At 62.5% G+C, this 26253-nt stretch carries 23 protein-coding genes; 13 read left to right on the forward strand and 10 right to left on the reverse strand.

Annotation, left to right across the window (positions count from 1 at the left end):
• Window positions 1-300 precede the first annotated feature (300 nt).
• The 6 genes from QZX93_RS06985 to QZX93_RS07010 all read right to left on the reverse strand — a co-directional run bounded on the left by QZX93_RS06985 (window position 301) and on the right by QZX93_RS07010 (window position 9885).
• Window positions 301-564 (reverse strand): hypothetical protein, encoded by a 264-nt coding sequence (locus tag QZX93_RS06985; protein ID WP_295389748.1) that lies wholly within the window; start codon window positions 562-564, stop codon window positions 301-303.
• 731 nt (window positions 565-1295) lie between these two features.
• Window positions 1296-3812, reverse strand: coding sequence for a glycogen/starch/alpha-glucan phosphorylase (locus QZX93_RS06990; RefSeq protein ID WP_295389750.1), 2517 nt, complete (start codon window positions 3810-3812; stop codon window positions 1296-1298).
• Window positions 3813-4009: 197 nt separating this feature from the next.
• A complete protein-coding gene (locus tag QZX93_RS06995) occupies window positions 4010-6400 on the reverse strand; it encodes a phosphoketolase (RefSeq protein ID WP_295388740.1) in 2391 nt (796 codons plus the stop codon).
• Between the two features lie 118 nt (window positions 6401-6518).
• Window positions 6519-7436, reverse strand: a complete 918-nt coding sequence (gluQRS, locus tag QZX93_RS07000; protein ID WP_295388739.1) for a tRNA glutamyl-Q(34) synthetase GluQRS — start codon at window positions 7434-7436, stop codon at window positions 6519-6521.
• Between the two features lie 16 nt (window positions 7437-7452).
• A complete protein-coding gene (gene dksA / locus QZX93_RS07005) occupies window positions 7453-7902 on the reverse strand; it encodes an RNA polymerase-binding protein DksA (protein ID WP_295388738.1) in 450 nt (149 codons plus the stop codon).
• Window positions 7903-8067: 165 nt separating this feature from the next.
• The gene (locus tag QZX93_RS07010; protein ID WP_295388737.1) at window positions 8068-9885 is read right to left on the reverse strand and encodes a long-chain fatty acid--CoA ligase; all 1818 of its coding nucleotides are present in this window, start codon (window positions 9883-9885) and stop codon (window positions 8068-8070) included.
• A gap of 253 nt (window positions 9886-10138) precedes the next feature.
• Here QZX93_RS07010 and thiS point away from each other — a divergent pair, with 253 nt between their 5' ends.
• From thiS to QZX93_RS07060, 10 genes are all read left to right on the forward strand, one after another.
• Window positions 10139-10339 (forward strand): sulfur carrier protein ThiS, encoded by a 201-nt coding sequence (gene thiS / locus QZX93_RS07015; RefSeq protein WP_295388736.1) that lies wholly within the window; start codon window positions 10139-10141, stop codon window positions 10337-10339.
• A gap of 87 nt (window positions 10340-10426) precedes the next feature.
• Window positions 10427-11224, forward strand: coding sequence for a thiazole synthase (locus tag QZX93_RS07020; RefSeq protein WP_295388735.1), 798 nt, complete (start codon window positions 10427-10429; stop codon window positions 11222-11224).
• 9 nt (window positions 11225-11233) lie between these two features.
• On the forward strand, window positions 11234-14200 hold the full coding sequence (locus QZX93_RS07025) for a type I restriction endonuclease subunit R (RefSeq protein WP_295388734.1): 2967 nt from the start codon (window positions 11234-11236) through the stop codon (window positions 14198-14200).
• 118 nt (window positions 14201-14318) lie between these two features.
• On the forward strand, window positions 14319-14549 hold the full coding sequence (locus QZX93_RS07030) for a hypothetical protein (protein ID WP_295388733.1): 231 nt from the start codon (window positions 14319-14321) through the stop codon (window positions 14547-14549).
• A complete protein-coding gene (locus tag QZX93_RS07035; RefSeq protein WP_295388732.1) occupies window positions 14536-14895 on the forward strand; it encodes a type II toxin-antitoxin system VapC family toxin in 360 nt (119 codons plus the stop codon). Before QZX93_RS07030 ends, QZX93_RS07035 begins: the two co-directional genes overlap by 14 nt.
• A 219-nt stretch (window positions 14896-15114) precedes the next feature.
• Window positions 15115-15354: a DUF2281 domain-containing protein gene (locus QZX93_RS07040; RefSeq protein WP_295388731.1), complete on the forward strand. Its 240-nt coding sequence runs from the start codon at window positions 15115-15117 to the stop codon at window positions 15352-15354.
• Window positions 15351-15479, forward strand: coding sequence for a hypothetical protein (locus QZX93_RS07045; RefSeq protein ID WP_295388730.1), 129 nt, complete (start codon window positions 15351-15353; stop codon window positions 15477-15479). Before QZX93_RS07040 ends, QZX93_RS07045 begins: the two co-directional genes overlap by 4 nt.
• Entirely contained in the window at window positions 15472-16755 is a 1284-nt protein-coding gene (locus QZX93_RS07050) for a restriction endonuclease subunit S (RefSeq protein ID WP_295388729.1), read from the forward strand. The genes QZX93_RS07045 and QZX93_RS07050 overlap by 8 nt, the downstream gene beginning before the upstream one ends.
• Window positions 16752-17747, forward strand: coding sequence for a PDDEXK nuclease domain-containing protein (locus QZX93_RS07055; RefSeq protein ID WP_295388728.1), 996 nt, complete (start codon window positions 16752-16754; stop codon window positions 17745-17747). The genes QZX93_RS07050 and QZX93_RS07055 overlap by 4 nt, the downstream gene beginning before the upstream one ends.
• 60 nt (window positions 17748-17807) lie before the next feature.
• Window positions 17808-19475 carry a type I restriction-modification system subunit M gene (locus QZX93_RS07060; RefSeq protein WP_295394468.1) on the forward strand — a complete coding sequence of 556 codons (1668 nt, stop codon included), beginning with the start codon at window positions 17808-17810 and terminating at the stop codon, window positions 19473-19475.
• 125 nt (window positions 19476-19600) lie between these two features.
• On the opposite strand, the gene QZX93_RS07065 is transcribed toward QZX93_RS07060, so the two are convergent.
• Both QZX93_RS07065 and QZX93_RS07070 read right to left on the reverse strand, forming a co-directional pair.
• The gene (locus QZX93_RS07065) at window positions 19601-19825 is read right to left on the reverse strand and encodes a hypothetical protein (protein WP_295388726.1); all 225 of its coding nucleotides are present in this window, start codon (window positions 19823-19825) and stop codon (window positions 19601-19603) included.
• A gap of 435 nt (window positions 19826-20260) precedes the next feature.
• A complete protein-coding gene (locus tag QZX93_RS07070) occupies window positions 20261-20866 on the reverse strand; it encodes a class I SAM-dependent methyltransferase (protein WP_295388725.1) in 606 nt (201 codons plus the stop codon).
• 593 nt (window positions 20867-21459) lie between these two features.
• Between QZX93_RS07070 and QZX93_RS07075 the strand changes: the two genes are divergently transcribed.
• From QZX93_RS07075 to gmk, 3 genes are read left to right on the forward strand one after another with little or no spacing between them, the layout of a single operon-like run.
• The gene (locus QZX93_RS07075) at window positions 21460-22086 is read left to right on the forward strand and encodes a pit accessory protein (protein ID WP_295388724.1); all 627 of its coding nucleotides are present in this window, start codon (window positions 21460-21462) and stop codon (window positions 22084-22086) included.
• Between the two features lie 10 nt (window positions 22087-22096).
• Window positions 22097-23224, forward strand: a complete 1128-nt coding sequence (locus QZX93_RS07080; RefSeq protein WP_295388723.1) for an inorganic phosphate transporter — start codon at window positions 22097-22099, stop codon at window positions 23222-23224.
• A 41-nt stretch (window positions 23225-23265) separates the two neighbouring features.
• Window positions 23266-23877, forward strand: a complete 612-nt coding sequence (gene gmk / locus QZX93_RS07085) for a guanylate kinase (RefSeq protein WP_295388722.1) — start codon at window positions 23266-23268, stop codon at window positions 23875-23877.
• Window positions 23878-23950: 73 nt separating this feature from the next.
• On the opposite strand, the gene QZX93_RS07090 is transcribed toward gmk, so the two are convergent.
• Together QZX93_RS07090 and QZX93_RS07095 are read right to left on the reverse strand one after the other, a co-directional pair.
• Window positions 23951-24628: a response regulator gene (locus tag QZX93_RS07090; RefSeq protein WP_295388721.1), complete on the reverse strand. Its 678-nt coding sequence runs from the start codon at window positions 24626-24628 to the stop codon at window positions 23951-23953.
• A 3-nt stretch (window positions 24629-24631) separates the two neighbouring features.
• A complete protein-coding gene (locus QZX93_RS07095) occupies window positions 24632-26044 on the reverse strand; it encodes an ATP-binding protein (RefSeq protein WP_295388720.1) in 1413 nt (470 codons plus the stop codon).
• Window positions 26045-26253 lie beyond the last annotated feature (209 nt).

Here is a 26253-nt window from a genome sequence, read left to right on the forward strand (position 1 = left end):
ACGACCTTTGCCAGAAAATCAAAAACTTCATCGACTATTTCAACAAGACAATGGCCAAACCATTCCGCTGGACCTACCAAGGCAAGCCGTTGGCAGCCTAGCTTGACATGGTCCGAGCACTTTCATCCTGCGGTACTAGAAAGAGCAGTTGTCACGCCAAGGCGCCAAGCTCGCCAAGGCTTTTCAGTGCGTTATCGGCGTTGCGCCAGTCACCCGCAGGGTGAGCTGGATAGTGGCTCTACCCGATTGTATTTCTTGGCGAGCTTGGCGCCTTGGCGTGAGCAATTCCCGGGCTTAGGATCACGCATAAGCGCGGGTGGCGCCGGTGATCAGACCCCTGGCCCAGAGGCGGTAGCCGACCCCACTGGACTGCGCGAGCTGATAAGGCGTCAAGGGCTTTTGCGCTGACCCCCGCACCGTGCATTGATGATTCGCCTCGTTCAGCAGGATGCGTCCATCCTCAAGCACGAGGAGACCCACACCCTCCAGATCGAAGCGTCCGGTAACGACGCTGGTCGCAAGCGTCTCCGCCACGGCCTGCTTGCTCAGTTGCTCAATGATCATCTCGCCTGTCCCCCTCAGTATGTTTTTTTGATTTTCAACAGGATGCCCGGAGTCCATGTCCAGTCGGCCGAAGTCTCAAGCGCCTTCGGACACCAGCTCCCGATTCAGACCGCTTGTGGCCTTGGGCAGGACCGGCGCAGTGACGCTGCGTTCCCGCCTCGCGATCCGGCCGCGGCCGACCCTCTTGGTGCCGGCCGGGACCACGGATGGGAGGGCAGGCGAGAGGATTGATAAAGAATATACTCTGCATTGCCTGAGCTCGCAAGCGCTGCGCACCGAGTCTGGACCTACGAAACGGCAAACCAGATAGATAAAAAGGGTTGAGGCTGGGCGGCGGTCGCTGGTCCTTGCGTTCGACCCGACTGCGGTGCGGGAGCTAAAGTGGACCCCGAAAACCGGACTGCCATGGATGCTTGTGCCGAGCCAAGAGGGGGCAGGTCAACGTGGGTGAAGCGAAGCGCAAGACGTACACGGCGTTGTTCAAGGCCAACGTCGGTTTGGCTGAAAAAAAGTCCGGGGTGAGTCTGTGGGCACCTCGCGCGAGTGGCTCGGGCGCGACGAGGCGTTGGCGGTGAGTCGGCAACGTGCGCTGGCGGGGGCGCGCGTGTCACCGGCACTCCCGCCGCAGCGCGCCTGACCCAGACGTGACACCGCCGCCACGGTGTCACGGGAAGAATAAAGAACCGAAATCGATGCTCGCTACTTGCGCTCAGTTGCGGACAACCCGCTCGTCATGGCGCGGTCAGTGAGACCGGCAGCGGCTTGACCTGCCAAATCTTCTGCGCATACTCCCGAATGGCCCGGTCAGAGGAGAACTTGCCCATCCGCGCGACATTGAGGATGGACATGCGATCCCAGTGCGGGCGGTCGGCCCAGGCCAGGCTCACCCGCTGCTGGCACTCGACATAGGCGCGATAGTCCGCCAGCACCATGAAGGGGTCCTGGTTGATCAGGTTCTCGGTGAGTGGCCGAAACAGGGCGGTGTCACCGTGGGAGAAGAGCCCGGAGTTGATGAGATCGATGGCCGACTTGAGTTCGTGATCGTCCCGATAGATCTCCCAGGGCCGATAGCCCTCCGCCTGGCGACGGGCGACCTCGTCCGCGGTCATGCCGAAGAGGAAGAAGTTCTCCGCTCCGACCTCCTCGCGGATCTCAACGTTGGCCCCGTCGAGGGTGCCGATGGTCAATGCCCCGTTCATCGAGAACTTCATATTGCCGGTCCCGGATGCCTCCTTGCCGGCGAGTGAGATTTGCTCCGAGATGTCGGCGGCGGGATAGAGGCGTTGGCCGTTCTGAACATTGAAATTGGGCATGAAGGCGACACGCAGATGGCCGTTGATCTGGGGGTCGTGATTGATGACCTCACCGACGGCGTTGATCAGCTTGATGATGAGCTTGGCCATATAATAGCCGGGGGCCGCCTTGGCGCCGAAGATGAAGGTGCGCGGGACAATGGCGTGGTTGGGATTCTGCTTGATGTGCTGGTAGAGGCTGACGATGTGCAGCAAGTTCAGGTGCTGGCGCTTGTATTCGTGCAGGCGTTTGGCCTGGACATCGAAGAGGCTCTGCGGGTCGACCTTGACCCACGCGTTCTGTCCCAGCCAGGTGGCCAGATTATGCTTGGCGGCGGTCTTGACCGCACGCCACTTTTCCTGCAATCCTGCGTCGTCCGCGTAATTCTCCAACGCGCGCAGGCGGTTCAGGTCGCGCAGCCAGCCCTCGTCCCCGCAGGTCTCGGTGATCAGCGCGGTGAGACGCGGGTTGCACACCGCAATGAAGCGGCGCGGGGTCACGCCATTGGTGACATTGTGAAAGCGTTCCGGCCACAGTTCATAGAAATCCTTCAACACCGTGGTCTTGACCAGCTCGGAATGCAGCTCGGCTACGCCGTTGACCGCGCTGGAGCCCACCACCGCCAGATTGGCCATCCGCACCCGCCGACCGCCCTCTTCACCGATCAGCGACATGCGCGCGACCCGGCCCTCATCATTCATGAAACGCACCCGCACCTCGTCCAGGAAGCGGCGGTTGATCTCGTAGATGATCTCCAGGTGGCGCGGCAGCAGCTTCTCAAACAGCCGCACCGACCAGGTCTCCAGCGCCTCGGGCAAGAGGGTGTGATTGGTATAGCAGAAGGTCTGGTGGGTGATGCCCCAGGCCTGGTCCCAGCCCATGCCGTGCTCGTCCATCAGCAGCCGCAGGAGTTCAGCTACCGCGATGGCCGGGTGGGTGTCATTGAGTTGGGCGACGAACTTATCGGCGAAGGTGTCGAGCGGGCCGACGGTGCCGAGATGCAGCCGGATCATGTCCTGGAGCGAACAGGAGACGAAGAAATATTGCTGCTTTAGGCGCAGTTCCTTGCCGGCCTCGGGCTCGTCGTTCGGATAGAGCACCTTGGAGATGGTCTCGGCCTCGATCTTGGCATGGACCGCGCCGTAATAGTCGCCGGTGTTGAATGACTGGAAGTCGAATGACTCTGGGGCCTCGGATTTCCATAGCCGCAGCAGGCTCACATTGCCGACCCCGTAGCCCATGATTGGGGTGTCATAGGCGACCCCGTTGATCTCCATATCCGCAATCCACCGCACCCGCAGGGCGGCGTGCTCGTCGTGATACTGCTCGGTGCGCCCGCCGAACTTGACCGGGAAGCGAATCTTATAGCGAGGCAACTCCCATGGATTGCCGTTCTTGAGCCAGGTGTCGCTCTTCTCCACCTGCCAGCCGTCCTCAATCACCTGGTCGAAGATGCCGAACTCATAGCGGATGCCATAACCGATGGCCGGGATCTGCACCGTGCTCAATGAATCCATATAACAGGCGGCGAGCCGTCCCAGGCCGCCGTTGCCGAGGCCCGGCTCTTCTTCGGTCTCAAGGATCTGACGCAGGTCCAGCCCGAGTTCGCGCCCGGCCTCCTGTGCGACATCCGTGATCCCCAGATTGACCAGATTGTTGAGCAGGTGCGGACCGAGCAGGAATTCGGCGGACAGATAGCAGACGGTGCGCGCCTTGGTGTCGCGGTAGGTCTCGGCACACTTGATCCAGCGCCCCAGCAGGCGGTCGCGGACCGTATAGGCGGTGGCCATATAGTTATCGTTGGGGCTGGCGACCTCGCGGAAGCGGCCTTGGACATAGAACAGGTTGTCGATGAAGGCCCGTTTCAGTGCGTCCTTCGACATGCCGGTGCGGGTGTGCTCGTGGGTCGGAGTGTCCGCTCCGTTCTGGGTTTCTGGCGTTTTCTCGGTGGGCATAGTGCGTCTCTTAATGCATGTTATGCGTGGTCTTCATTTGGGCCTTGATCATGATTCCGGTCAGACCGCTCTTGCGGCAACCCGTCGCGGCCTGGGGGCCGCTCCTACGCGGGTAGGAGCGGCCCCCAGGCCGCGACGAATGTTCTCGGGATGGCCGGAATAACGGTCAATGTATCATTTGCGTGTGCCGCGTGCGCTCACAGCGGCCAGGTCCATTGCTCGAATTCCGGCTTGTCGATGCCGTTCTCAAAGGCATAGGCGCGCGCCTCGATTTGCCGGTCGCGCATCCGCTGTTTGACATGGGCGCCGGTCGCCTGCAGGCGCGGGACCCGGTTGATGACATCGATGGCCAGGCTGAAGCGGTCGATCTCGTTGCTGATCGCCAGTTCCAGCGGGGTGTTGATGTTGCCCTTTTCCTTGTAGCCGCGCACATGCAGGTTGGCGTGATTGGTGCGGCGGTAGGCCAGGCGGTGGATCAGCCAGGGATAGCCGTGGAAGTTGAAGATGATCGGCTTGTCCTTGGTGAAGATCGAGTCGAAGTCCGCGTCCGACAGGCCATGGGGATGCTCGCCGCTCGGTTGCATCCGGAACAGGTCGACCACATTGACGAAGCGGATGCGCAGATCGGCAAAGGACTCGCGCAGCATGGCGGTGGCGGCCAGGGCCTCCTTGGTGGGAATATCGCCGCAGCCCACCATCACCACGTCCGGCTCCACCCCCTGGTCGTTGCTCGCCCAATCCCAGATGCCTAAGCCCTTGGTGCAGTGCTTAATCGCCTCGTCCATACTGAGATATTGCAGGTGGTCTTGCTTGTCGCAGACAATGACATTGATATTGTTCATGCTGCGCAGGCAATGGTTGGCGGTGGACAGCAGGCAGTTCACATCCGGGGGCAGATAGACGCGGGTGACTTGTGGGCTTTTGTTGACCACGACATCCAGGAATCCCGGGTCCTGATGGGTGAAGCCGTTGTGGTCCTGGCGCCAGACGGTCGAGGTGATCAGCAGATTCAGCGATGAAACCGGTGCCCGCCAGGGGATCTCGTTACAGATAGCCAACCACTTGGCGTGCTGGTTGTACATGCTGTCGATGACATGGACGAAGGCCTCGTAGGTGGCAAAGAAGCCGTGCCGGCCGCTGAGTAGATAGCCCTCATACCAGCCCTCCAGGGTATGCTCCGAGAGCATCTCCAGGACCCGCCCATCCGGTGAGAGCTCACCGCCGTCGGCGTCCTCGTCCTTATAGTCGCACAGCCAGAGCTTCTTGCTGACCTCATAGATCGCATCGAGCTTGTTGGATGAGTTCTCATCCGGCCCGAAGACGCGGAAATTACGCATGTTCTCGGCCATGATGTCACGCAGCAGCGCGCCCAATGGCTTGGTGTTCATAGCGCGGGTGGCGCCTGGCGCGTCGATGTTCGCCGCATAGTCGCGGAAGTCCGGCATCCGCAGCGCGCGGCGCAGGACCCCGCCGTTGGCGTGAGGGCTGGCGCTCATGCGCAGGTTGCCCTGGGGGGCGAGTTCCTTGAGTTCAGGGATGAGTCGGCCGGCGGAGTCGAACAACTCCTCCGGCCTATAGCTGCGCAGCCAATCTTCGAGCTGTTTCAAGTGTGCCGGGTTGTTGCGCAGGCCGGCGAGCGGTACTTGGTGGGCACGCCAGAAGCCCTCGACCTTGTGACCGTCGACCTCCTTGGGGCCGGTCCAGCCCTTCGGCGAGCGCAGTACGATCATGGGCCAGTGGGCGCGGGTCGCCGTGCCGCTCGACCGGGCCGCCTGTTGGATGCCGCGGATCTCGGTCATACAGGCATCGAGTGTGGCCGCCATCTGCTGGTGCATGACCTGCGGGTCATCGCCCTCCACGAAGTGTGGGGTCCAACCATAGCCGCGCATCAGGCTTGCGAGTTCCTCATGCGGGATACGCGCCAGCAGGGTCGGATTATTGATCTTGTAGCCGTTCAAATGCAGGATCGGCAGCACCGCCCCATCGCGGATGGGATTTAAGAACTTACTGGAATGCCAGGAGGTGGCGAGCGGGCCGGTCTCGGATTCGCCGTCGCCCACCGCCACCACCACCAGCAGGTCGGGGTTGTCGAAGGCTGCGCCAAAGGCATGGGAGATGGAATAGCCCAGCTCGCCACCCTCGTGGATGGAGCCGGGGGTCTCCGGGGTGCAGTGTGAGCCGATGCCGCCGGGAAAGGAGAATTGCTTGAAGAAGGCCTGCAAGCCCTCCTCATCCTCGCTCTTGTTCGGATAGACCTCGGAATAGGTCCCCTCCAGGTAGACCGGGGCCAGCACGCCCGGGGCGCCATGGCCTGGGCCAGCCAGGAAGATGGCCGCTTGCTGCTGTTCGCGAATGATGCGGTTGACGTGGACATACATGAAGGACAGGCCGGGGCTCGCGCCCCAGTGGCCCAAGAGCCGTTCCTTGATGTGTTCTTCTTTGAGCGGCTCGCGCAACAGCGGGTTGTCGCGTAGATAGATCATGCCGGCGGCGAGATAATTGCATGCCCGCCAGTAGGCATCCATTTTGCTTAAAAGGTCGGGGGACAAGGGGGCGAGTGTCGTTGAGCCTGGGGCGGTCGCGGTCATGGACTGATTCTCCAATGGTCGTTGTTCGCGCTTAAGGTGGGGGCAGGGTAGCGGGTGACAGGTTAGTGTTGTGGCATTACTCCGCCGTGACCGGCTCGCCCTGGCGCCCTGCGTTCACTCAGTCGCCGATACTGGCCCAAGCATTGGGATCGACGCAAGCGCGTGCGACGGTAGGTACCCGTTCGATCCGCCAGGCGAGACGCGCATACTCCCAGAAGTCGGCCAGCGAGGCACGGGATTCGGCGGGGGCGGGCGCCTGACCCAGCCAGGCCCAGGCGCGCAGGAGGGCGGGCCAGGGGGCAGCCGGGTCCACCGGGGCGGCGGCGAGTGACTTGCTGAGTTTGCGGCCCCCGGCAGCGAGCGCGAGCGGGACATGGGCGTAGTGCGGGGTCGGCAGTCCCAAGGCCTGTTGCAGCAGGTACTGGCAGGGCGTGGAGTCGAGCAGATCGGCGCCTCGCACCACGTGGTTGATGCCTTGCCAGGCATCGTCGACGACCACCGCCAGTTGGTAGGCATGGAGTCCGTCGCCACGCCGCAGGATGCAGTCCCCAAAGTCCTGGGCGACGTCCTGGGACCGCTCGCCCTGGATGCGGTCGCGCAAGCTGACCACGCCGGGCGGGGTGCGCAGGCGGGTGGAGCGGGGGGGGCGGCCGGGCGGCAGCCCATTGCGGCAGGTGCCGGCGTAGATGGGGCCGGCCGCGCCCGGCCGAGCGTCGCGGGCGATCTCGCTGCGCGAACAGGCGCAGGGGTAGGTGAGCCCGCGTGCGGTGAGCCGTTCCAGGGCCGCGTCATAGGCGCTGGTGCGGCGGCTCTGTCGGAGCGGTTGCCCGTCCCAGTGCAGACCGAAGGCCCGCAGGGTGCGCAGAATTGCCTCCGCCGCCCCCGGCACCTCGCGGGGGCGATCCAGGTCCTCGATGCGTACCAGCCAGACGCCGCCGTGGGCACGGGCATCGGCAAAACTCGCCACCGCGGCGATCAGTGACCCGAAGTGCAGCGCGCCGGTCGGCGACGGGGCAAAACGTCCCCGGTAGGCCATCGCCGCCCGCGGGGGTTCAGCCGCGCTGTTTCTCGCGGATTTCGTCCAGGGTCTTGCAATCGATACAGAGCGTGGCGGTGGGGCGCGCCTCCAGGCGGCGTACACCGATCTCCACCCCGCAGGCCTCGCAGTACCCGTACTCGTGATCGGTGAGGCGGGTCATACCCTCATCGATCTTCTTGATCAACTTACGCTCCCGGTCGCGCGTGCGCAGCTCCAGGCTGAATTCAGACTCCTGGGTGGCGCGGTCGTTGGGGTCCGGGAAGTTGGTCGCCTCGTCCTGCATGTGGTGGACGGTGCGGTCGACCTCCTCCATCAAGGACCGCTTCCAGGCCAGCAGGATCTGCCTGAAGTGCTCCTCCTGCGCCGGGCTCATATACTCCTCGCCCTCGGCCGCGTTGTAGGGCTCGAAGCCGAACGCCTTGGGCTCTTGAGCGTTGACGGGGTTGGTTGTTGTCTCGGCCATGAACGTGCTCCCGCAGTCTTGTCTTGGGATGAATCGCGACCCGATCCCCAGCCCCATCGTTGGGCTAGGCCGCGAAAAGCGCCCTTTAGTACCAGATTGACGCGCTATGGGCAACCCGCCTGAGGGCGGGCACCTGCCGCGGGCCTTGGGCTTGGGGGTTTGCGCTTATGATTCTACAGAATACATCCGCTCAATTGACTCCCGGTAGCGCTTCAGAACCTCGCTGCGCTTGACCTTCAGTGTCGGCGTCAGGAGCCCGTTCTCGACCGTCCAGGGCTCCAGGGTCAGGGCGGCCCGGCGGATCTTGGCATAGCCGGGGAAGTCGCGGAGCGCAAGTCGCACGCGCTTGACCATGTCCCGGCCCAGGTGCGGGTCTTCCAGGCTATTGGGCGCGGCTGGGTCGAGTCCGAATTCCTGGGCCAGGCCGTTCCAGAGGTCCTCGTTGAGCACCAGCAGGGCGGTGAGATGGGAGCGCCCCTCGCCGAGCACCAACGCCTGCTCGAACAGGGGGTCCATGGCGATCGCCATCTCCATGTCTGCCGGCGGCACCTTTTCCCCGTTGGACAGGACCAGGATGTCCTTGAGGCGGCCGGTGATGTAGACATGCCGGCCGCTCCGGCGCGCCTGGTCCCCGGTGTGCAGCCAGCCGTCGTGGGTCAGCACCTGGGCGGTGGCACTGTGGTTATTCCAGTAGCCCATCATGACGCTGTGACCCCTGACCAGCAGCTCGTCGTCTGCCCCGATGCGCAACTGCACCCCGCGGATGGGGACGCCCACGCTCTCCGGGATGTTGTCCTCGATGGGGTTGACGGTGATCACCGGGCTAGTCTCGGTGAGTCCATAGCCCTGCAACAGGGGCAGGCCGAGACTGAGGAAGGTGCGCGCCACCGGGTAGGGCAGGGGTGCGCCGCCGCTCACCGCCGCGCGCAGGCGCCCGCCCAGCCGGTCCAACACCGGCCCCGCCACGCGGCGGCGCAGCCACGGCCACAGCAGCAGCAGTGGGTGCCAGCCGCCGCGCCCTTGGGTGTGCAGAAAGTTGCGCCAGCCGGCGGCGACGCTCAGGCGGAAAAGCCAGCGCACCGGGGCCGCGCGGGTGGCCAACTGGTCCGCCACCCGGGCATAGACCCGCTCGAAGACCCGGGGCACGGCGATGATGACCGTCGGGCGGACGGTCAGCAGGTCCTCCGCGAGTTGCCCCACCGAGCGCGCAAAGGCCACACAGGCCCCGGCCATCATCGGTAGGTAATAGCCGCCGGTGCGCTCCAGTGCATGTGACAGGGGCAGGAAGGACAGGAAGACGTCTTCCTGGTAGCAGGCGATCACTGTAATCGAGGCATGGGCATCGGACAGCAGGTTGCGGTGCGAGAGCATCACCCCCTTGGGCCGCCCGGTGGTGCCTGAGGTATAAACGATGGTCGCCAACGCGCGGGTGTCGCCCGCCCGCGGGGGTGGCGCGGCGGCGGTGTCCGGCAGCCAGTCCTCTGCCACCCGCACCCGCGGGTCGGCGGCGGCCAGGTCCAGCGCCTGTGCGCCCCCGTCCAGGAGCACCACCCGCAGCGGCCAGGGGGCCGGGCCAAGCGCCTCCGCCAGGCGCTTCCAGCGTCCCGCGTCCTGCACCAGCAGCACCTTGACCCCGGCGTCCTGCAGAATATAGGCGGCGTTGTCGGCCCGGTCGTCGGTGTAGAGCGGCACCGTGACCAGGCCCAGCGACAGCGCCGCCAGGTCGAACATCACCCACTCCGGGCAGTTGCGCAGCAGCATGGCGACCCGGTCGCCGGTGGCGAGGGCCTCACCCGCCAGGGCGGCGCGCCAGCGCGCCACCGCCTGTCCCATCGCGCCCCAGGTCAGTTGCTGCCAGCCCAGGTCGCGGTCATGGAAGCGGTAGGCGACACGCTCCGGGGAGCGACGCACCCGCTGGAAAAAGAGGCCGTCCAGGGTTAGTGCGTGCTCGATCGAGATCAGGTCCTCTGACCATTGGCTCACGGTGGTGTCCTCGTCGAGTGTGGTGGCGATCCGGATTCGCGGCCCGAGGCGGTTCGCTGCGGCCGGTAGCTGCCGGAGTCGGCCTCCGGAATTTTGCGCCGTGTAAGGTAACGAGGCCGACAGGTTTTTGCAATCATGCTAACCCCTTGAGGGTGTGTGCCCCGGCCGCGGCGCCGCCCGGTTCGAGCGGATTCGCCCGGACTGGGCCTGGGCTGGGATAGAATTGCCCGACCCCAGCTGGAGACCAATCGCTATGCAGATCGAAATCAATGGAGCGCCCGCCGAGGTCGCGGATGGCGCACTCATGTCTACCCTCATCGCCACCCTCGCCCTGGCCGGGAAACGCATCGCCGTGGAGTTAAACGGTGAGCTGGTGCCGCGCAGCCGCTTCGACTGCCAGCGGCTCGCGCCCGGCGACCGGGTGGAAATCATCCAGGCGGTCGGCGGCGGCTGAGTGGGGGGTTCCTTTGGTCGAAAAAGAACGCACATAGGCCCTTTGTGCGCCACCCCCACACCCCCCACAGTTCGGAGCCGCTGCGTCATGTCCCAAGCCCCCACCCATTCCGATCATTTCACCATCGCCGGCCAGGAATACAGCTCGCGCCTCCTGGTCGGCACCGGAAAATACAAGGACTTGGCAGAAACCGCTCGCGCCATCGAGGCGAGCGGGGCGGAGATCGTCACCGTCGCCGTGCGCCGCACCAACATCGGCCAGACCCCCGGGGAGCCCAACATCCTGGACGTGCTGCCCCCGGAGCGCTACACCATCCTGCCCAACACCGCCGGCTGCTATGACGCCGAGACCGCCGTGCGCACCTGCCGCCTGGCGCGCGAACTGCTGGACGGCCACAATCTGGTCAAGCTGGAGGTCCTGGGCGACGAGAAGACCCTGTTCCCGGACGTCATCGCCACCCTCGCGGCAGCGGAGATCCTGGTCAAGGACGGCTTCGACGTGATGGTCTACACCAACGACGACCCGATCATCGCCAAGCGCCTGGAGGAGCTGGGCTGTGTGGCGATCATGCCGCTGGCCGCCCCCATCGGCTCCGGGCTCGGTGTCCGCAACCCGCTGAACATCCTTACGATCGTCGAGAACGCCCGGGTCCCGGTGCTGGTCGATGCGGGGGTCGGTACGGCCTCTGACGCGGCCATCGCCATGGAGTTGGGCTGTGACGGCGTGCTGATGAACACCGCCATCGCCGCCGCGCGCGACCCGGTGCTGATGGCGAGCGCCATGCGCAAGGGGATCGAGGCCGGGCGCGAAGCCTATCTGGCCGGGCGCATGGCCCCCAAGCGCTTTGCGTCGGCGTCCTCGCCGCTCACGGGGCTGTTCTTCTGAGCCTTCCGAATGACGGAAAAAGACATCGAGCAAGCGCTGATCGAGAAACTGGGCGATCTCAAATACACCTATCGCCCGGACATCCGCGACCGTGCCGCACTGGAGCAGAACTTCCGCGAGAAGTTCGAGGCCCTGAACCGCGTGCAGCTGACCGACAGCGAGTTCCACCGCCTGCTGGACACGATTGTTACCGCCGATGTCTTCGCCGCCGCCCGCCACCTGCGCGAATGCAACAGCTTCGAACGCGATGACGGCACCCCGCTCTACTACACCCTGGTTAACATCAAGGACTGGTGCAAGAACAGCTTCGAGGTGGTCAACCAGCTCCGGATCAGCACCGATTACAGCCATCACCGTTACGACGTGATCCTGGTCATCAACGGCATTCCAGCCGTCCAGATCGAGCTGAAAACCTTCGCCATCAGCCCGCGCCGGGCCATGCAGCAGATCGTCGATTACAAGAACGACCCCGGCAACGGCTACACCAAGACCCTGCTCTGTTTCCTGCAGCTCTTCATCGTCACCAACCGCAGCGACACCTGGTACTTCGCCAACAACAACAGCCGCCACTTCAGCTTCAACGCCGACGAGCGCTTCCTGCCGCTGTACCAGTTCGCGGACGTGGACAACACCAAGATCACCCATCTGGACCGCTTCGCCGACGCCTTCCTCGCCAAATGCCAGCTGGGCGAGATGATCAGCCGCTACATGGTGTTGGTCGCTGGCGAGCAGAAGCTCCTGATGATGCGGCCGTATCAGCTCTATGCGGTCAAGGCGATGGTCGAATCCATCCACCAGCGCTGCGGTAACGGCTACGTCTGGCACACCACCGGCAGCGGCAAGACGCTCACCTCGTTCAAGGCAGCGACGCTCCTCAAGGACAACCCCGACATCGACAAGTGCCTGTTCGTGGTGGATCGCAAAGACCTGGACCGGCAGACGCGCGAGGAATTCAACAAGTTCCAGGAAGGCTGCGTCGAGGAAAACACCAACACCGAAACCCTGGTGCGCCGGCTGCTCTCCGACGACTACGCCGACAAGGTCATCGTCACCACCATCCAGAAGCTTGGCCTGGCGCTGGATGGAACGAACAAACGCAACTACAAGGAGCGTCTGGAACCGCTGCGCCACCAACGCATGGTCTTCATCTTCGACGAATGCCACCGCTCGCAATTCGGTGAGAACCACCAGGCCATCAAGGAATTCTTCCCCAACGCCCAGCTGTTCGGCTTCACCGGTACGCCCATCTTCGAGCAAAACGCCAGCTACCAGCAGATCGAAGGCCAGCAGGCGTCCTACCGGACCACGGCCGACATCTTCCAGCAGCAATTGCACGCCTACACCATCACCCACGCCATCGAAGACCGCAACGTGCTGCGCTTCCATGTCGATTACTACAAGCCCGAAGGCAAGAAGCAGCCCAAGCCGGGTGAGGCGCTGGCGAAAAAGGCCATCGTCGAGGCGATTCTGGCCAAGCACGACGCCGCGACCAACGGGCGCAAATTCAATGCCCTGATGGCCACAGCTTCAATCAATGACGCCATCGAATACCACGCACTGTTCAAAGCCGTTCAGGCGGAAAAGAAGGCCGCAGACCCCGACTTCCAGCCACTCAACATCGCCTGCGTCTTCTCCCCGCCCGCGGAGGGCAACAAGGACGTGCAGCAGATTCAGGAAGACCTGCCGCAGGAAAAGGCCGACAACGAACAGGAGCCCGACAAGAAGAAGGAGGCCCTCAAGGCGATCATCGCCGACTACAACGCCCAATACGGCAGCAACCATTGCATCGGCGAATTCGATCTCTACTATCAGGACGTGCAAAAGCGCATCAAGGATCAGCAATACCCCAATGCCGACCTGCCCCACGCCCAGAAGATCGACATCACCATCGTGGTGGACATGCTGCTCACCGGCTTCGATTCCAAATACCTGAACACCCTCTATGTCGACAAGAACCTCAAATACCGCGGCCTGATCCAGGCGTTTTCGCGCACCAACCGCGTGCTCAACGACACCAAGCCCTACGGCAACATCCTCGACTTCCGCCAACAACAAGACGCCGTGGACACCGCCATCGGCCTCTTCTCCGGCCAGACCGGCAAGCAGGCCCGCGAAATCTGGCTGGTGGACAAGGCCCCGGTGGTCATCGACAAACTGCAAACCGCCGTGCAGAAGCTCGGCGACTTCATGCAATCGCAGGGGCTGGCCAACACTCCCGACGCGGTACCGAAGCTCAAGGGCGACGCCGCGCGCGGCCAGTTCATCAACCTGTTCAAAGAGGTGCAACGACTCAAGACCCAGCTCGACCAATACACCGACCTCACCGACGGCAACCGCCAAGCCATCGAGCAGATCCTGCCCAAGGATCGATTGCAGGGCTTCAAAGGCGTCTATCTGGACACCGCCCAGCGCCTGAAGGCGAAACAGGATAAGGGCAGCGATAAGACTGATCCCGCCGTCCAGCAGCTCGATTTCGAGTTCGTGCTGTTCGCATCAAGCCTCATCGACTACGACTACATCATGGCGCTCATCACCCGCTACGCCAGCCAGACGCCGGGCAAGCAGACGGTGAGCCGCGCCGAATTGATCGGCCTGATTCAATCCGAGGCCAAACTCATCGATGATCGGGACGCCCTCACCGAATACATCGACAGCCTCGACACCAGCAAGGCGCACACCGTCGAAGGTGTGCGTGAGCAATATGCCCACTACAAGGTCGCCAAGACCGCCCAGGTCATCGCCGACCTGGCCAGGCAGCACGGCCTGTCCGCCGCCGCCCTGCAAGGCTTGGTGGACGCCATCCTGCGCCGCATGATCTTCGACGGCGCGCTGCTCAATGATCTGTTGGCCCCGCTGGAACTGGGCTGGAAGGCGCGCACCAAGGCGGAACTGGCGCTGATGGACGACCTGATGCCGCTGCTGCACAGACTCGCCCAGGGGCGGGAGATTTCTGGGTTGGGGGCGTATGAGCAATGAAAGGGGGTGCCGTCAAACGCAAGCACTCGCGCCAGCCTCGCGATTCTAGCGCAACACGCTCGACGCACTGAAAGTCAAACCTTTATTCTCTGCCTATTAGCAATAGGGAGCCTATGCCATGCTGACGTTGGAACTGGATCGTGAATTGGAAGCGGGATTGCTGGAGATGGCCCGTAAGGAGCACCAGACGCCGGCTCAAATCATCAGCCAGCTGCTTGCCCAGTATTTGTCAAGCAGGCAGTCGGCGGAATTATTGGTGAATGTGGCATCAGACCTGCCCATGATCGACGCATTTGCAGGAAAAGACCCCTTGAGCATTCAGAAGGAAATGCGCGATGAATGGCGTTAAGTTTCTGCTCGACACCAACATTGTGATCGGGTTGTTGAATCGCAGCGAAACAGTCATTTGCCTGTTGACACAGCAACAGGTCGCCATCAGGGAATGTGCTTTCAGCGCGATCACTCGCATGGAACTGCTGAGCTACCACGGCCTGAAACCGGCAGACCGGCAAACCATCGAGCGGCTTCTGAGCCGGATGAATTACCTGCCGATTACCTCGGCCATTGAAGACGCCACCATTGCCTTCCGGCAGAAAAACAAAGGCAAATTACCCGACGCGATCATTGCCGCCACGGCTGGCCATCACCAACTGGAATTGCTGACGCTGGACACCGCGTTGGCCGGCAAGTATTGAATCTCAGGGCTGGGGGCGTATGGGCAATAAAAGGATTTTCCGGCAAACGCAAAACGCTTGCCAGCGGCGAGTGTTTTGCGTGAGATTGCCGACCCGCGCGAGTGGCAGCGCGAACAACGCCAGGATCGTCCCCTGCCGGGTAGAAGTCATGCTGATTGACAGCAATCGAATCATCCCTGCCGGCCAGCCGCAGCACCATCTTACATAGAGGAGTTCAAGATGAATCACGCGCAATTATCTGAAAGAATACAGACTCTACCGCCAGACAAGCAGGCGGAGGTTTTCGATTTCGTCGATTTTCTGGTATCCCGTCACGCCGTCGCCAAGCAACAAGAGATCGCTGATGGTGAATGGACCCGTGCCGAATTCAGCGCCATGGCGATGAGTCAGGCGATGCGTGGTATGGAGGATGAGCCGCCTCTCTATACCCGCGATGATCTCAAGGAATGCTGGCAATGAAACAAGCCGGGCAAATCGTGCTTGTGCCCTTCCCGTTTACCGATCTTTCCGGCGCAGTGATGGGCGGTTGCAACGAATTCGTCAACGGCTCGCCGCGTGGATTGCGGAAGATAGCCAATGAGTAACGTGCCCAATGTGCCCAAGCGGCGCTTTCCTGAGTTTCGGGAGGCGGGGGAGTGGGAGACCAAAGAGCTGCGCAAGGTTGCCGCCATTATTAAAAAGAAAGCGGGCAGCGATAAATTCAGGCTTATGAGTATCACTGCTGGCGTGGGGTTGGTTTCCCAGCTTGAAAAGTTTGGCCGCGAAATTGCGGGGGCACAGTATAAGAATTATCTGGTTATTGAAAGGCACGACTTTGCGTATAATAAAAGCGCAACCAAAGAATATCCAGAGGGATTCATTGCGATGTATGCAGGAAACGAACCTGGAGCAGTCCCAAACAGCATATTCACCTGTTTTCGAGTTGATGCAAGCGCCGTTTTTCCACAATATCTTGACTACCTGTTTATTAGCAACCTGCACGGCAGATGGCTTAAAATGTTCATTACCGTGGGGGCGCGTGCACATGGTTCGCTCAACATTGACGACAACGATTTGTTGGCCTTGCCTGTTCCGTTCCCACAAGGCGATCACTCATTAAGAGAACAACAAAAAATCGCCGACTGCCTCGCGTCCCTCGACGAACTGATCACCCTGGAGGCGCAACAGCTCGACACGCTCAAGACCCATAAAAAAGGGCTGATGCAGCAGCTTTTCCCCGCCGAAGGCGAAACCCTGCCCAAACTACGCTTCCCCGAGTTTCGTGATGCGGGGGAGTGGGAGGAAAAGTCTTTGGGAGATATTGCACGAATAACTTCTGGCGGTACGCCGAGCCGTGCCAAACCTGATTTCTGGGGCGGCTCGATTCCTTGGATTACAACCTCCTTAATTGGTTTCAACATAATAGATCATGCGGAAGAATTCATTACAGCAGAAGGATTAGTAAATTCTTCCGCCAAGCTTTTCCCAGCGCAAACTTTGCTTATGGCTATGTACGGCCAAGGCAAAACTCGCGGGAAAGTTGCATTGTTAGGCATGGAGGCCACAACCAACCAAGCCTGCGCAGCAATTATGCTTAATGAAGAGGTTGACACTAATTTTGCATTTCAAAATCTAGCCTCTCGCTATGATGAAATTCGCAAACTAAGTAATGAAGGCGGTCAAGAAAACCTTAGCGCTGGACTAATTAAAGAAATCCCACTAACCCACCCTAGTATTCCCGAACAACAAAAAATCGCCGACTGCCTCGCCTCTCTCGACGACCTCATCACCGCCCAAGCCCAGCAACTCGCCGCGCTAAAGACCCATAAAAAGGGCCTGATGCAGCAGCTCTTCCCCGTGATGGATGGGGTGTCGGCATGAGCGCATTGACCTCATTTCACGCGGACATAAAGGATATTCTCGAACAGGCACGCGGCAAAGCGCGCTCAGCGGTGAATTCCGCCATGGTCGAAGCCTACTGGTTGATTGGTCGGCGGATTGTTGAAGAAGAGCAGCGCGGGAAGCACAAGGCGGAATACGGCGTCCGCCTGATCAAAGACCTTTCTATAGCATTGACGGCGGATCTCGGCAAGGGCTTCTCTTATGCCAATCTGTACAACTGCCGCCAGTTCTACTTAACATTCCCCGACCAGGCGATTCTCTACACAGCGTGTAGAGATTTAAGCTGGAGCCACCTGCGCCTGATCATGCGCGTGGATTCGCCGCAGGCCATCGACTATTACTGCCGCGAGGCCAGAGAGCAGCATTGGAGCGTGCGTCAACTGGAACGTAACATCAAAAGCCAGAGCTTTCAGCGCCTGCTTTCAACCCAGGCCAGTCCATCATCGACACAGGGCGCATTGGCCCATTTGGAATTCATCAAAGACCCTTATGTCCTGGAGTTCCTGCAACTGCCGGAAGCGGGCCAGCTAAAAGAGAGCCGACTGGAACAGGCGATTATTGATGAGCTGCAGAAGTTCCTGCTGGAACTGGGTAAGGGGTTCTCGTTCGTCGCCCGGCAAATGCGCATCAGCACGGAAACCAGCCATTTTTTTATCGACCTTGTTTTCTACAACTATCTACTCAAGTGCTTTGTTATCATCGACCTGAAAACCGGCAAGCTTAGCCATCAGGATATTGGCCAGATGGACATGTATGTGCGCATGTTTGACGACCTCAAGCGCGGCGAAGACGACAACCCCACCATTGGTGTCATTCTTTGTGACAGCAAGGATGAAACCGTCGTCAAATACTCGGTGATCAAGGAGAGTCAGCAACTTTTCGCCTCCAAGTATCAGCGGATATTGCCGACCGAAGAAGAGTTAATCGCCGAGATTGTGCGAGAGAAGCGTTTGATTGAGGGAGGCACATGACGCAGTTGAATATAGCGGCAACTATCAAGGAATCCTTGACAGTTCAGGTTCAAGCAAATGATGAGGCAACTACCGAGGAATACTCGGCAGTTCATTTATGCAAATAAGACAACAATGACCGATCAAGACCAAAAGCAACTAGGCAACATCCTCTGGGGCATTGCCGACCAACTGCGCGGGGCGATGAACGCGGACGATTTCCGCGACTACATGCTGTCCTTCCTGTTCCTGCGCTATCTGTCGGGCAACTACGCGGCGGCGGCGCACAAGGAGCTGGGACCGGATTATCCGCAACTGACCGCGGGCGACCGCCGCACGCCGCTGGCGGTGTGGTATGAGCAGAACCCGGACGATACCGGCGACTTTGAAAAGCAGATGCGCCGCAAGACGCATTACGTGATTGAGCCAGACTATCTCTGGGGCAGCATCGCGGAGCTGGCGCGGACCCAGAACGGTGAGTTGCTTCAAACGCTGAAAGACGGCTTCGATTACATCGAGAACGAATCCTTCGCCAGCACCTTCGGCGGGCTGTTTTCCGAGATCAACCTGAATTCGGACAAGCTGGGCAAGGACTACCAGGCCCGCAATGCCAAGCTCTGCACCGTGATCAAGGCGATTGCCGAGGGACTGGCGAAGTTCTCCACCGACAAGGACACGCTGGGCGACGCCTATGAATACCTGATCGGCCAGTTTGCCGCCGGCTCCGGCAAGAAGGCGGGCGAGTTCTACACCCCTCAGCAGATCTCCAGCATCTTGTCAGGTCTAGTCACGCTGGACAGCCAGGAACCTGCCACGGGACCCAAAAGGCAGTTGGACAGCGTATTCGACTTTGCCTGCGGCTCGGGCTCGCTGCTGCTGAATGTTCGCAAACGACTGAAGGACGCGGGCGGCACCATCGGCAAGATCGCCGGGCAGGAAAAGAACATAACCACCTACAACCTGGCGCGCATGAACATGCTGCTGCACGGGGTAAAGGACTCCGAGTTCGAGATTTGGCACGGCGACACCCTGCTCAATGAATGGGACATGCTGCGCGAGATGAACCCGGCCCGAAGCCCCAAATTCGATGCGGTGGTGGCTAACCCACCGTTCAGTTACCGCTGGGAGCCGACCGCGGCGCTGGGGGAGGACATGCGCTTCAAGAACTATGGCTTGGCGCCCAAGTCCGCCGCGGACTTCGCCTTTTTGCTGCATGGCTTTCATTACCTGAAGCCCGAAGGCGTGATGGCCATCATCCTGCCCCACGGCGTGCTGTTTCGCGGCGGCGCGGAAGAGCGTATCCGCACCAAATTACTGAAAGACGGGAACATCGACACCGTCATCGGCCTGCCCGCCAACCTGTTTTTCTCCACCGGCATTCCGGTGTGTATTCTGGTGCTGAAGAAATGCAAGAAGCCCGATGACGTGCTGTTCATCAACGCCGCCCTGCACTTCGAGAAGGGTAAGCGGCAGAATCGCCTGTTGCCGGAGCACATTGAGAAGATCATCGACACCTACCAGTTCCGTCGGGAGGAGGAACGCTATTCCCTGCGGGTGTCGATGGAGCGAATCGAGAAGGAGGCCTACAACCTGAACATCTCACGCTACATCAGCACGGCGCGGGCGGACGAAGAAATCGACTTGCACGCCGTCAATGCCGAGCTGATCACCCTGGCGCAGCACATCGAAACGGCCAGGGCAAGACACAATGCGTTCCTCCAAGAGCTGGAATTACCAGCCTTGCCGTGAACCGCAGCGCCATTCAGGCATTGATCATCAATCCGGCCACTGGGGCGCGGTGCTCCCGGTCTGTCGGCTTGACGGCCAACCGTCCCTCACTCGATGGCCGGTAACGATGATCAAGGTGGTATCGATTAGGAAGCCCATGGCGGATCACCCCGGCCCAGGTCCCGCGGGCGGGCCAGGTCTTCGTCGGTCAGGCCCTCGGTGACGCTGGCGAACAAGTCCTTCAACTGGTCGCCGGTGGCCGCGACCGGTTCCCACATCAACACGACACGCACGGGAGCGCCGCTTGGCACGCCGTCGGGCAGCCGAATGCTGTGGTGCTGCGGCACCGTCTCGAACTCGATGGCTTGCATGGTTGGTCGGTCTCTTGGTGACGAATAGCCGATGCTGTGGTGGGGAGCGTGGCTTTGCAAGCGCGCGGCGCTCGGGGGATGGTCCGACGCACAGGTTTTGACCTGGGAGCAAGGACCAACGCGGGGATGGTCCCGGGTGCGAACCCATGCACCGAGCGATTCGACACCGCACGCTGGGGCGTCACTGCCATTTAGTTAAGCCGTTCGTGGTGAGCTTGTCGAACCATGAACGGCTTAACTTCAGCGGGTTAAGGATTCCCCGCTCACCCTTCGACAGGCTCAGGGCGAACGGGGAATCCTTAACTAAATGGCATTGACGCTGGGGCGTCCGGAGTACATTTCGACGCTTGGGCGTCGACGCGAGGGGACCATGCGTCGACGTCGCGGCCCCCGTCCTCTTCACGCCCGATCCGGGGCGGCCCTATGCCTATCGCGTCACCCGATCTCCCCGCCCCCCGCGACCCGGTGGCGCAGCGCGACGCTGAAGTCCTGATACAGGTAATCGGTCTCGATGGTGCAGTCGGCCTCCAGCACCAGTGCCAGGGCCTCGATCTCCTCCGGCTCCCAGTAGTTGAAGGTGTGGCAGTCGTCCGCCCCGCGCAGCAGGTTGAAGACGAAGCCCTCCCGCGAGGCGGCGAAACAGCGCTCGATGAAGCAGCCGGTCTCCTCGCGGGTCAGGGTGTTCATGGCCCCGCTGCACAGGTAGTAATCCGCCTCCGGCAGGGGGTCGCGCAGCGCATCGAGCAACAGGATCTCCCGGCCGGTGCGCCGGCGGGCGATCTCCACCATGGGCTCCACTACATCGATGCCGAGGTACTCGCCTGGGCAGGCGCCCAGGATCGTCAGGTACTCGAAGAGATCGCCCAGGCCGCAGCCCATGTCGACCAGGGTCAGGGTGGACAGGTCCGCGGGCAGCAGGCGGCGCAGCACGCCGAAGCGCACCTGCTGACTGCGGACGGACTCCCAGTGGGCGCCTTGGGCGTTGTGCCCGTAGCGCGCCAGGGCGTTGCGGTAGAAGGTATCGGTGTCGACTCTGGGCATAGGGTTGCTGGAGGGCGTAGGTTAGTGGTTGGCACGCAAGGTCAGCAGTGCCGAGGTATCGAGCCGGTCGTTCGCTGCGCCTCGCGATCCGCTTGACGGTCGGCGATCAGTCGGGCGGCGGCGCCTCCCTTGCCACTGGCACGGAAGGCCGCGATGGAGTCCGCCTGGACCGGGACTGCCGTCTGTCCCCGGGAACTGATAGTGCTGTGCATGATGGCCAGGACAGTGAATTACAAATGTTTCCCAAGTGTAATTCACCGACCGCCCACCGGCCACCCCGTCAACGCTAATCCGGCAATTGCTCACGCCAAGGCGCCAAGCTCGCCAAGCAATACAAGAAGATAGGGAAGTCACCCAGATCAGCCGTCGGGTGAATGGCCGGGCGCCGATAACAGACTGAAAATCTTGGCGTGCTTGGCGCCTTGGCGTGAGATATTCGGGCTAGGCTCAAGCGTCGTCTGGAATCTGCCAGTTCAGGCGTCTGACAACGGGACGGCCGGGGTAGTCGGGCTGTAACATAGCGCCCCGCACCCCAGCGGCGGTGGGTGCCCGTTCGGGACGCCCCGCCCCCTTCTCTTCTCCGAGGCGCCAGCATGTTTTCGCTCCAGACTATTTTCGGCAAAGGAAACCAGTTCTTCGGGCTGCTCGAGGACGCGGCCAACGCCGCGGCCGACAGCACCAAGGCCCTGTATGCGATGCTGCGCGGCACTGACAAGGCCCCGGCCCTGGACGCCTTCCGGCACGCCCGCGAGCGCGAGCGCGCCATCGCCGACAAGATCAACGAGGAGTTGGTCAACAGCTTCGTCACCGCCCTGGAGCGCGAGGACATCGAGGCCCTGAGCTCCGCCCTGGTGCGCATCCCCAAACAGGTGGAGCGCTTTGCCGAGCGCTACACCCTGGCCACCCGCTTGCTCGACGGGATCGACTTCGCCCCGCGCGCGGCCATGCTGGAGCAGGCCGCCCTGGTGGTGGCCGACATGGTCCGCCAACTGCGCAAGATGAAGCTCCAGAAGATGCGCGACTTAAACGACCGCCTGCGCTCCATCGAGAGCGAGGCCGACCGGCTGATGCTGGAGCTCTACCGCGACCTCTACTCGGGTCGCTACGAGGGTCAACAGATGTTCCTGATCAAGGAGTTCTTCGAGATCCTGGAGAAGGCTATCGACCGTTGCCGCGAGGCCGGCGCGGTCGCCTACCAGATCGCACTCAAGAATAGCTGAGGATGCCGCCGTGTTGACCCTCCTCATCGCGGTGGTCCTCACCGCGCTCGTTTTTGAATACATCAACGGCTTCCACGACACGGCGAACTCCATCGCCACCGTGGTCGCGACCAAGGTGCTGTCGCCCATGCAGGCAGTGGCGCTCGCGGCCAGCACCAACCTGATCGGCGCGCTCTGGGGCACCGCGGTGGCCAAGACCATCGCCACCGGTCTGCTGGACGTGGGCGTGGTGGATGTCACCTCCCAGGTGATCATCTGTGCGCTCATCGGCGGCATCGTCTGGAACCTGGTGACCTGGTATCTCGGCCTGCCGTCCTCCTCCTCCCATGCGCTGATCGGCGGTCTGTGCGGCGCGGCGCTCGCCGCCGCCCACGGACAGTGGGGGGCGGTGATCTGGTCGCAACCGTCCGACCCCTGGTACAAGAGCGCGGGGGTGTTCTGGAAGGTGGTGGTGCCGATGGTGAGCAGCCCGATCCTGGGCTTCGTCGGCGGTTACCTGTTGATGGGGTTGCTGTTTGCGCTCTTCTGGTCGATGTCGCGCAGCGGCGGGGTGCTGATGCGCATCGCCCGGCCCCGCTGGGCCAACGCCTTTTTCGGTAAGGCCCAGCTGTTCTCCGCGGGCTACATGGGGCTGGCCCACGGGCTCAACGATGCGCAGAAGACCATGGGCATCATCGCGCTCGCGCTGGTTTCGGCACAGCACGCCGGGACCCTCGATGCGTTGCCGTCATGGCTCAGCTGGCTGCACCCCAGTCCGGCGGCGCTGGCGAAGGGCGATATCGATCTCTGGATCAAGCTCACCTGCGCCGTGACCATGGCGGCCGGCACCGCCATCGGCGGCTGGCGGATCATCAAGACCTTGGGCCACAAGATCGTGCGCCTGCACCCGATCCACGGCTTTGCCGCCGAGACCTCCGCGGCCACCGTGATCACCATCGCCTCCAGTCTCGGCATCCCGGTTTCCACCACCCACAATATCTCCGCCGCCATCATGGGTGTGGGGGCGGCCAAGCGTTTCTCCGCCGTCCGCTGGACCGTGGTGGAGCGGATGTTGTGGGCCTGGGTACTGACCATCCCGGCCGCCGGCGGCATGGCCTTTGGGCTGGTCAAGCTGCTGCAGACGCTGGGCCTGGCCTGACCCCGATCGCCCTTACCCTCATAGAGACGGATATTCCGACCATGCATGACGGCATCCTGTTCATCGTTTCCGCCCCGTCCGGCGCGGGCAAGACCAGCCTGGTCCGCGCCCTGCTGGAGCGGGACCCGGGCCTCGGGCTCTCGGTCTCGGCCACCACCCGGGCGCCGCGCCCGGGTGAACGCGACGGGGTGCATTACCACTTCCTGAGCGTGGAGGACTTTCGTGCGGAGGTCGCCGCCGGCGCCTTTCTGGAGCACGCGGAGGTCTTTGGCAACCTCTATGGCACCCGCGAGGCCGATGTGCGCGGTGGCTTGGTGCCCGGCCGCGGCCTGATCCTGGAGATCGACTGGCAGGGCGCCCGTCAGGTGCGGACCCGCTTTCCCACGGCCGTGGGTCTCTTCATCCTCCCACCGTCGGGGGCCGAACTGGAGCGTCGGCTGCGCACCCGCGGTACCGACAGCGACACGGTGATCGCCGGTCGGCTGGCCCAGGCGCGCGAGGACTGTGCCCACTGGGGTGAATATGACTATGTGGTCGTCAACGACGGCTTCGATACCGCGTTGGCGGAGCTGGCCGCCATCGTCGCCGCCGAGCGCCTGCGTACGGCGCGGCGGCAGGACCTGAGTGCTGGCGGCGACCTGCTGAGGTCCTGACTCCAGCGGCTCGGCATCCGCCCCACGCCCGCCCGGCAGGCAGGTTGGTTCATCGGCGTTCACCTGCCCCAGCTCATTTCATTTCGCCAATGACGTGTACGAGATCGACCAGTGTGTCGACCTCCAGTTTCTCCATCGCCTGCTGGCGATGCCGTTTGACGGTGCGCAGCGCAATGCCCAGTGCGTCTGCAATCTCCAAATTGCGCTGACCTAGCGCCACCCTTCGCGCGATCTCGCGCTCCCGCTCGGTGAGTGAATTGAAGCGCGCCGCCAGTTCCTCCCGGCGCGCGCGCTGCTGCTGGCGCTGCGCGCTCACCGCCAGCGCCTTGGTTACAGCGTCGAGCAGGGTCTGCGCCTTTATCGGTTTGATCAGAAAGTCGAGCGCCCCGGCGCGGAAGGCGCTGGCTGCCTCCGGCGCGCCGCTGGAGCCGCTCATCAGCAGCATGGGCACATCGCCAAGCTCCTGCAGGCGGCGTTGCAGTTCGAGCCCATCGATCTGCGGCATCCTGACATCGCAGAGCAGGCAGCAAGGCCCTGGAAAAACGGGACGGTTCTCGCTCAATGCCTGGAGCAAAACGACGGCCGAGTCGTAGGTCTCGCACGCATAGCCCTCGAGCTCGAAGAGCGCGCGCAGGGCCAGCAGGATTTCGGCATCGTCGTCGATCGCCACCACGCGACCGCGGGCGCAGCGTTCGGCCAGTTGCCGATCGCTGACCGTGATGGGTCGGCGGATCGAAGGGTTACGAGTCATCGGTCAGGCCTCGGTGGATCGCAGCGCCCGCAGCGGCAGCCTCAGCTCGGCCAGCGCCCCGCCGCCCGCCGCATTGGTGAGGGTGAGATTGCCGCCGTGTTGCCCGGCGATCGTACGCGAGATCGACAGCCCGAGCCCCAGCCCCTGGGTCTTGGTCGTGAAAAATGGCTGGCCGGCCTCCCGCAAGGCCGCGGGCGATAACCCGGGGCCGCGATCCTGCACCTGCAGGCGTGCCTGGCCATCCTGCTGGTCCAGACGGACCTCAATCTCCCGTCGCTCGCCCAGTGACGCCGCCTCGATCGCATTGCGCAGCACATTGAGCACAATCTGCGAGAGTTGGATCGGGTCGCCGGTGATCCAAAGCGGGTGCTGAGGCAGGCGCAAGTCCAAGTCGGTGCGCTGGGCCCGCGCCTCGGCGGCAACCAACTCGGCCACGTCCAGTATGACCTGCACCAGATCGACCGGCTCGCGCTGGTCCTTGGCCGGACGGATGAAGCCGCGGATGTGTTCGACGATCTGCCTGGCACGCTCGGTGTTGTGGACGATCTTGTCGAGCAACGCGAGCGCCGGTATCCGGTCGTCGTCGCTGCTGCGCAGGCCGCGCTGGGCGACCTCGGCGTTGGTGAGGATAGCGGTCAGCGGCTGGTTCAGCTCGTGTGCCAAGGAGGCCGACAGCAGCCCCAGGCTGCGCTGGCGCTCAAGTTGGGCAATGCGCTCGCTCAAGAGCCGGTTTTCCTCGCCGCGGGCCTGCGCCGCCGCGGCCGCGACCTGCGCCCCGATCAGGCGCTCCAGTGCGAGGCCAAGCCAGGCGATATTGCTGACGATAATCCCGAAGGTCACGGTCAGCGCCAACAGCAGCGAGTCATAGCCCTGGGTTAGTAGCCCGGGATGGGAGGCCCCCAGGCCGGCACTGAGCAGACGCAGCCCAAACATCGTGGCCATCAAGGCAAAGGCCGCGGCAATCCAGTCGGCGCTGCGCTGCCCACCGCGCCGCCCCAGCCGCCAGGCCCACCAGGCCACGCGGGTGTTCATGATAATAAACGCAACCGAAGTAATGACGTAGCGCAACGGCTCGCTGGCACTGAGCAGCAGAGATTGGTATCCGGCCAGAAAGGCCAGTACCAGGATGACCAGACGACTTGGGGGCTCCGGGGCGTCGAGTGCCAGACGGACGGCCTGGAGCTTGAGCACTAGCATCAGGAACGCGAGCAGGGTCGCCAGCGTAAAGCCCAGCACCGTGGGCACGACCGCACGCAGGGCGAATAACAGGCTGGACACTGCGGCGGCGATACCACCGCCGCACCACAGGTGCAGCGCCAGGGTGCGCTGGCGCCACAGCACGGTCCAGAGCGCCAGCGAAATGACCAGGCTGAGCACACTGATAAACAGAAAGCCGGTTCGTGCGTCGAAAATCATTGCGTCGTTCAGGCGCCATCGTGACGAGAAGCGAGGGCTTATAGGGTGCCGGATCTCCGGGTTGCCGTCCACCATGGCGCGACGGTCTCGCTGGGCCTGGCCGCTACGGCCGGGGCTGTTGGCGGGGCCCATTCCCGGTCAGCCGATCAGGCCCCGCGGGACCTTAGGTCGCTCGCTTGGCCCTTTGGGGCAATAGACAGGATGTGATC

Source organism: uncultured Thiodictyon sp., from assembly GCF_903946935.1.
GTDB lineage: Bacteria > Pseudomonadota > Gammaproteobacteria > Chromatiales > Chromatiaceae > Thiodictyon.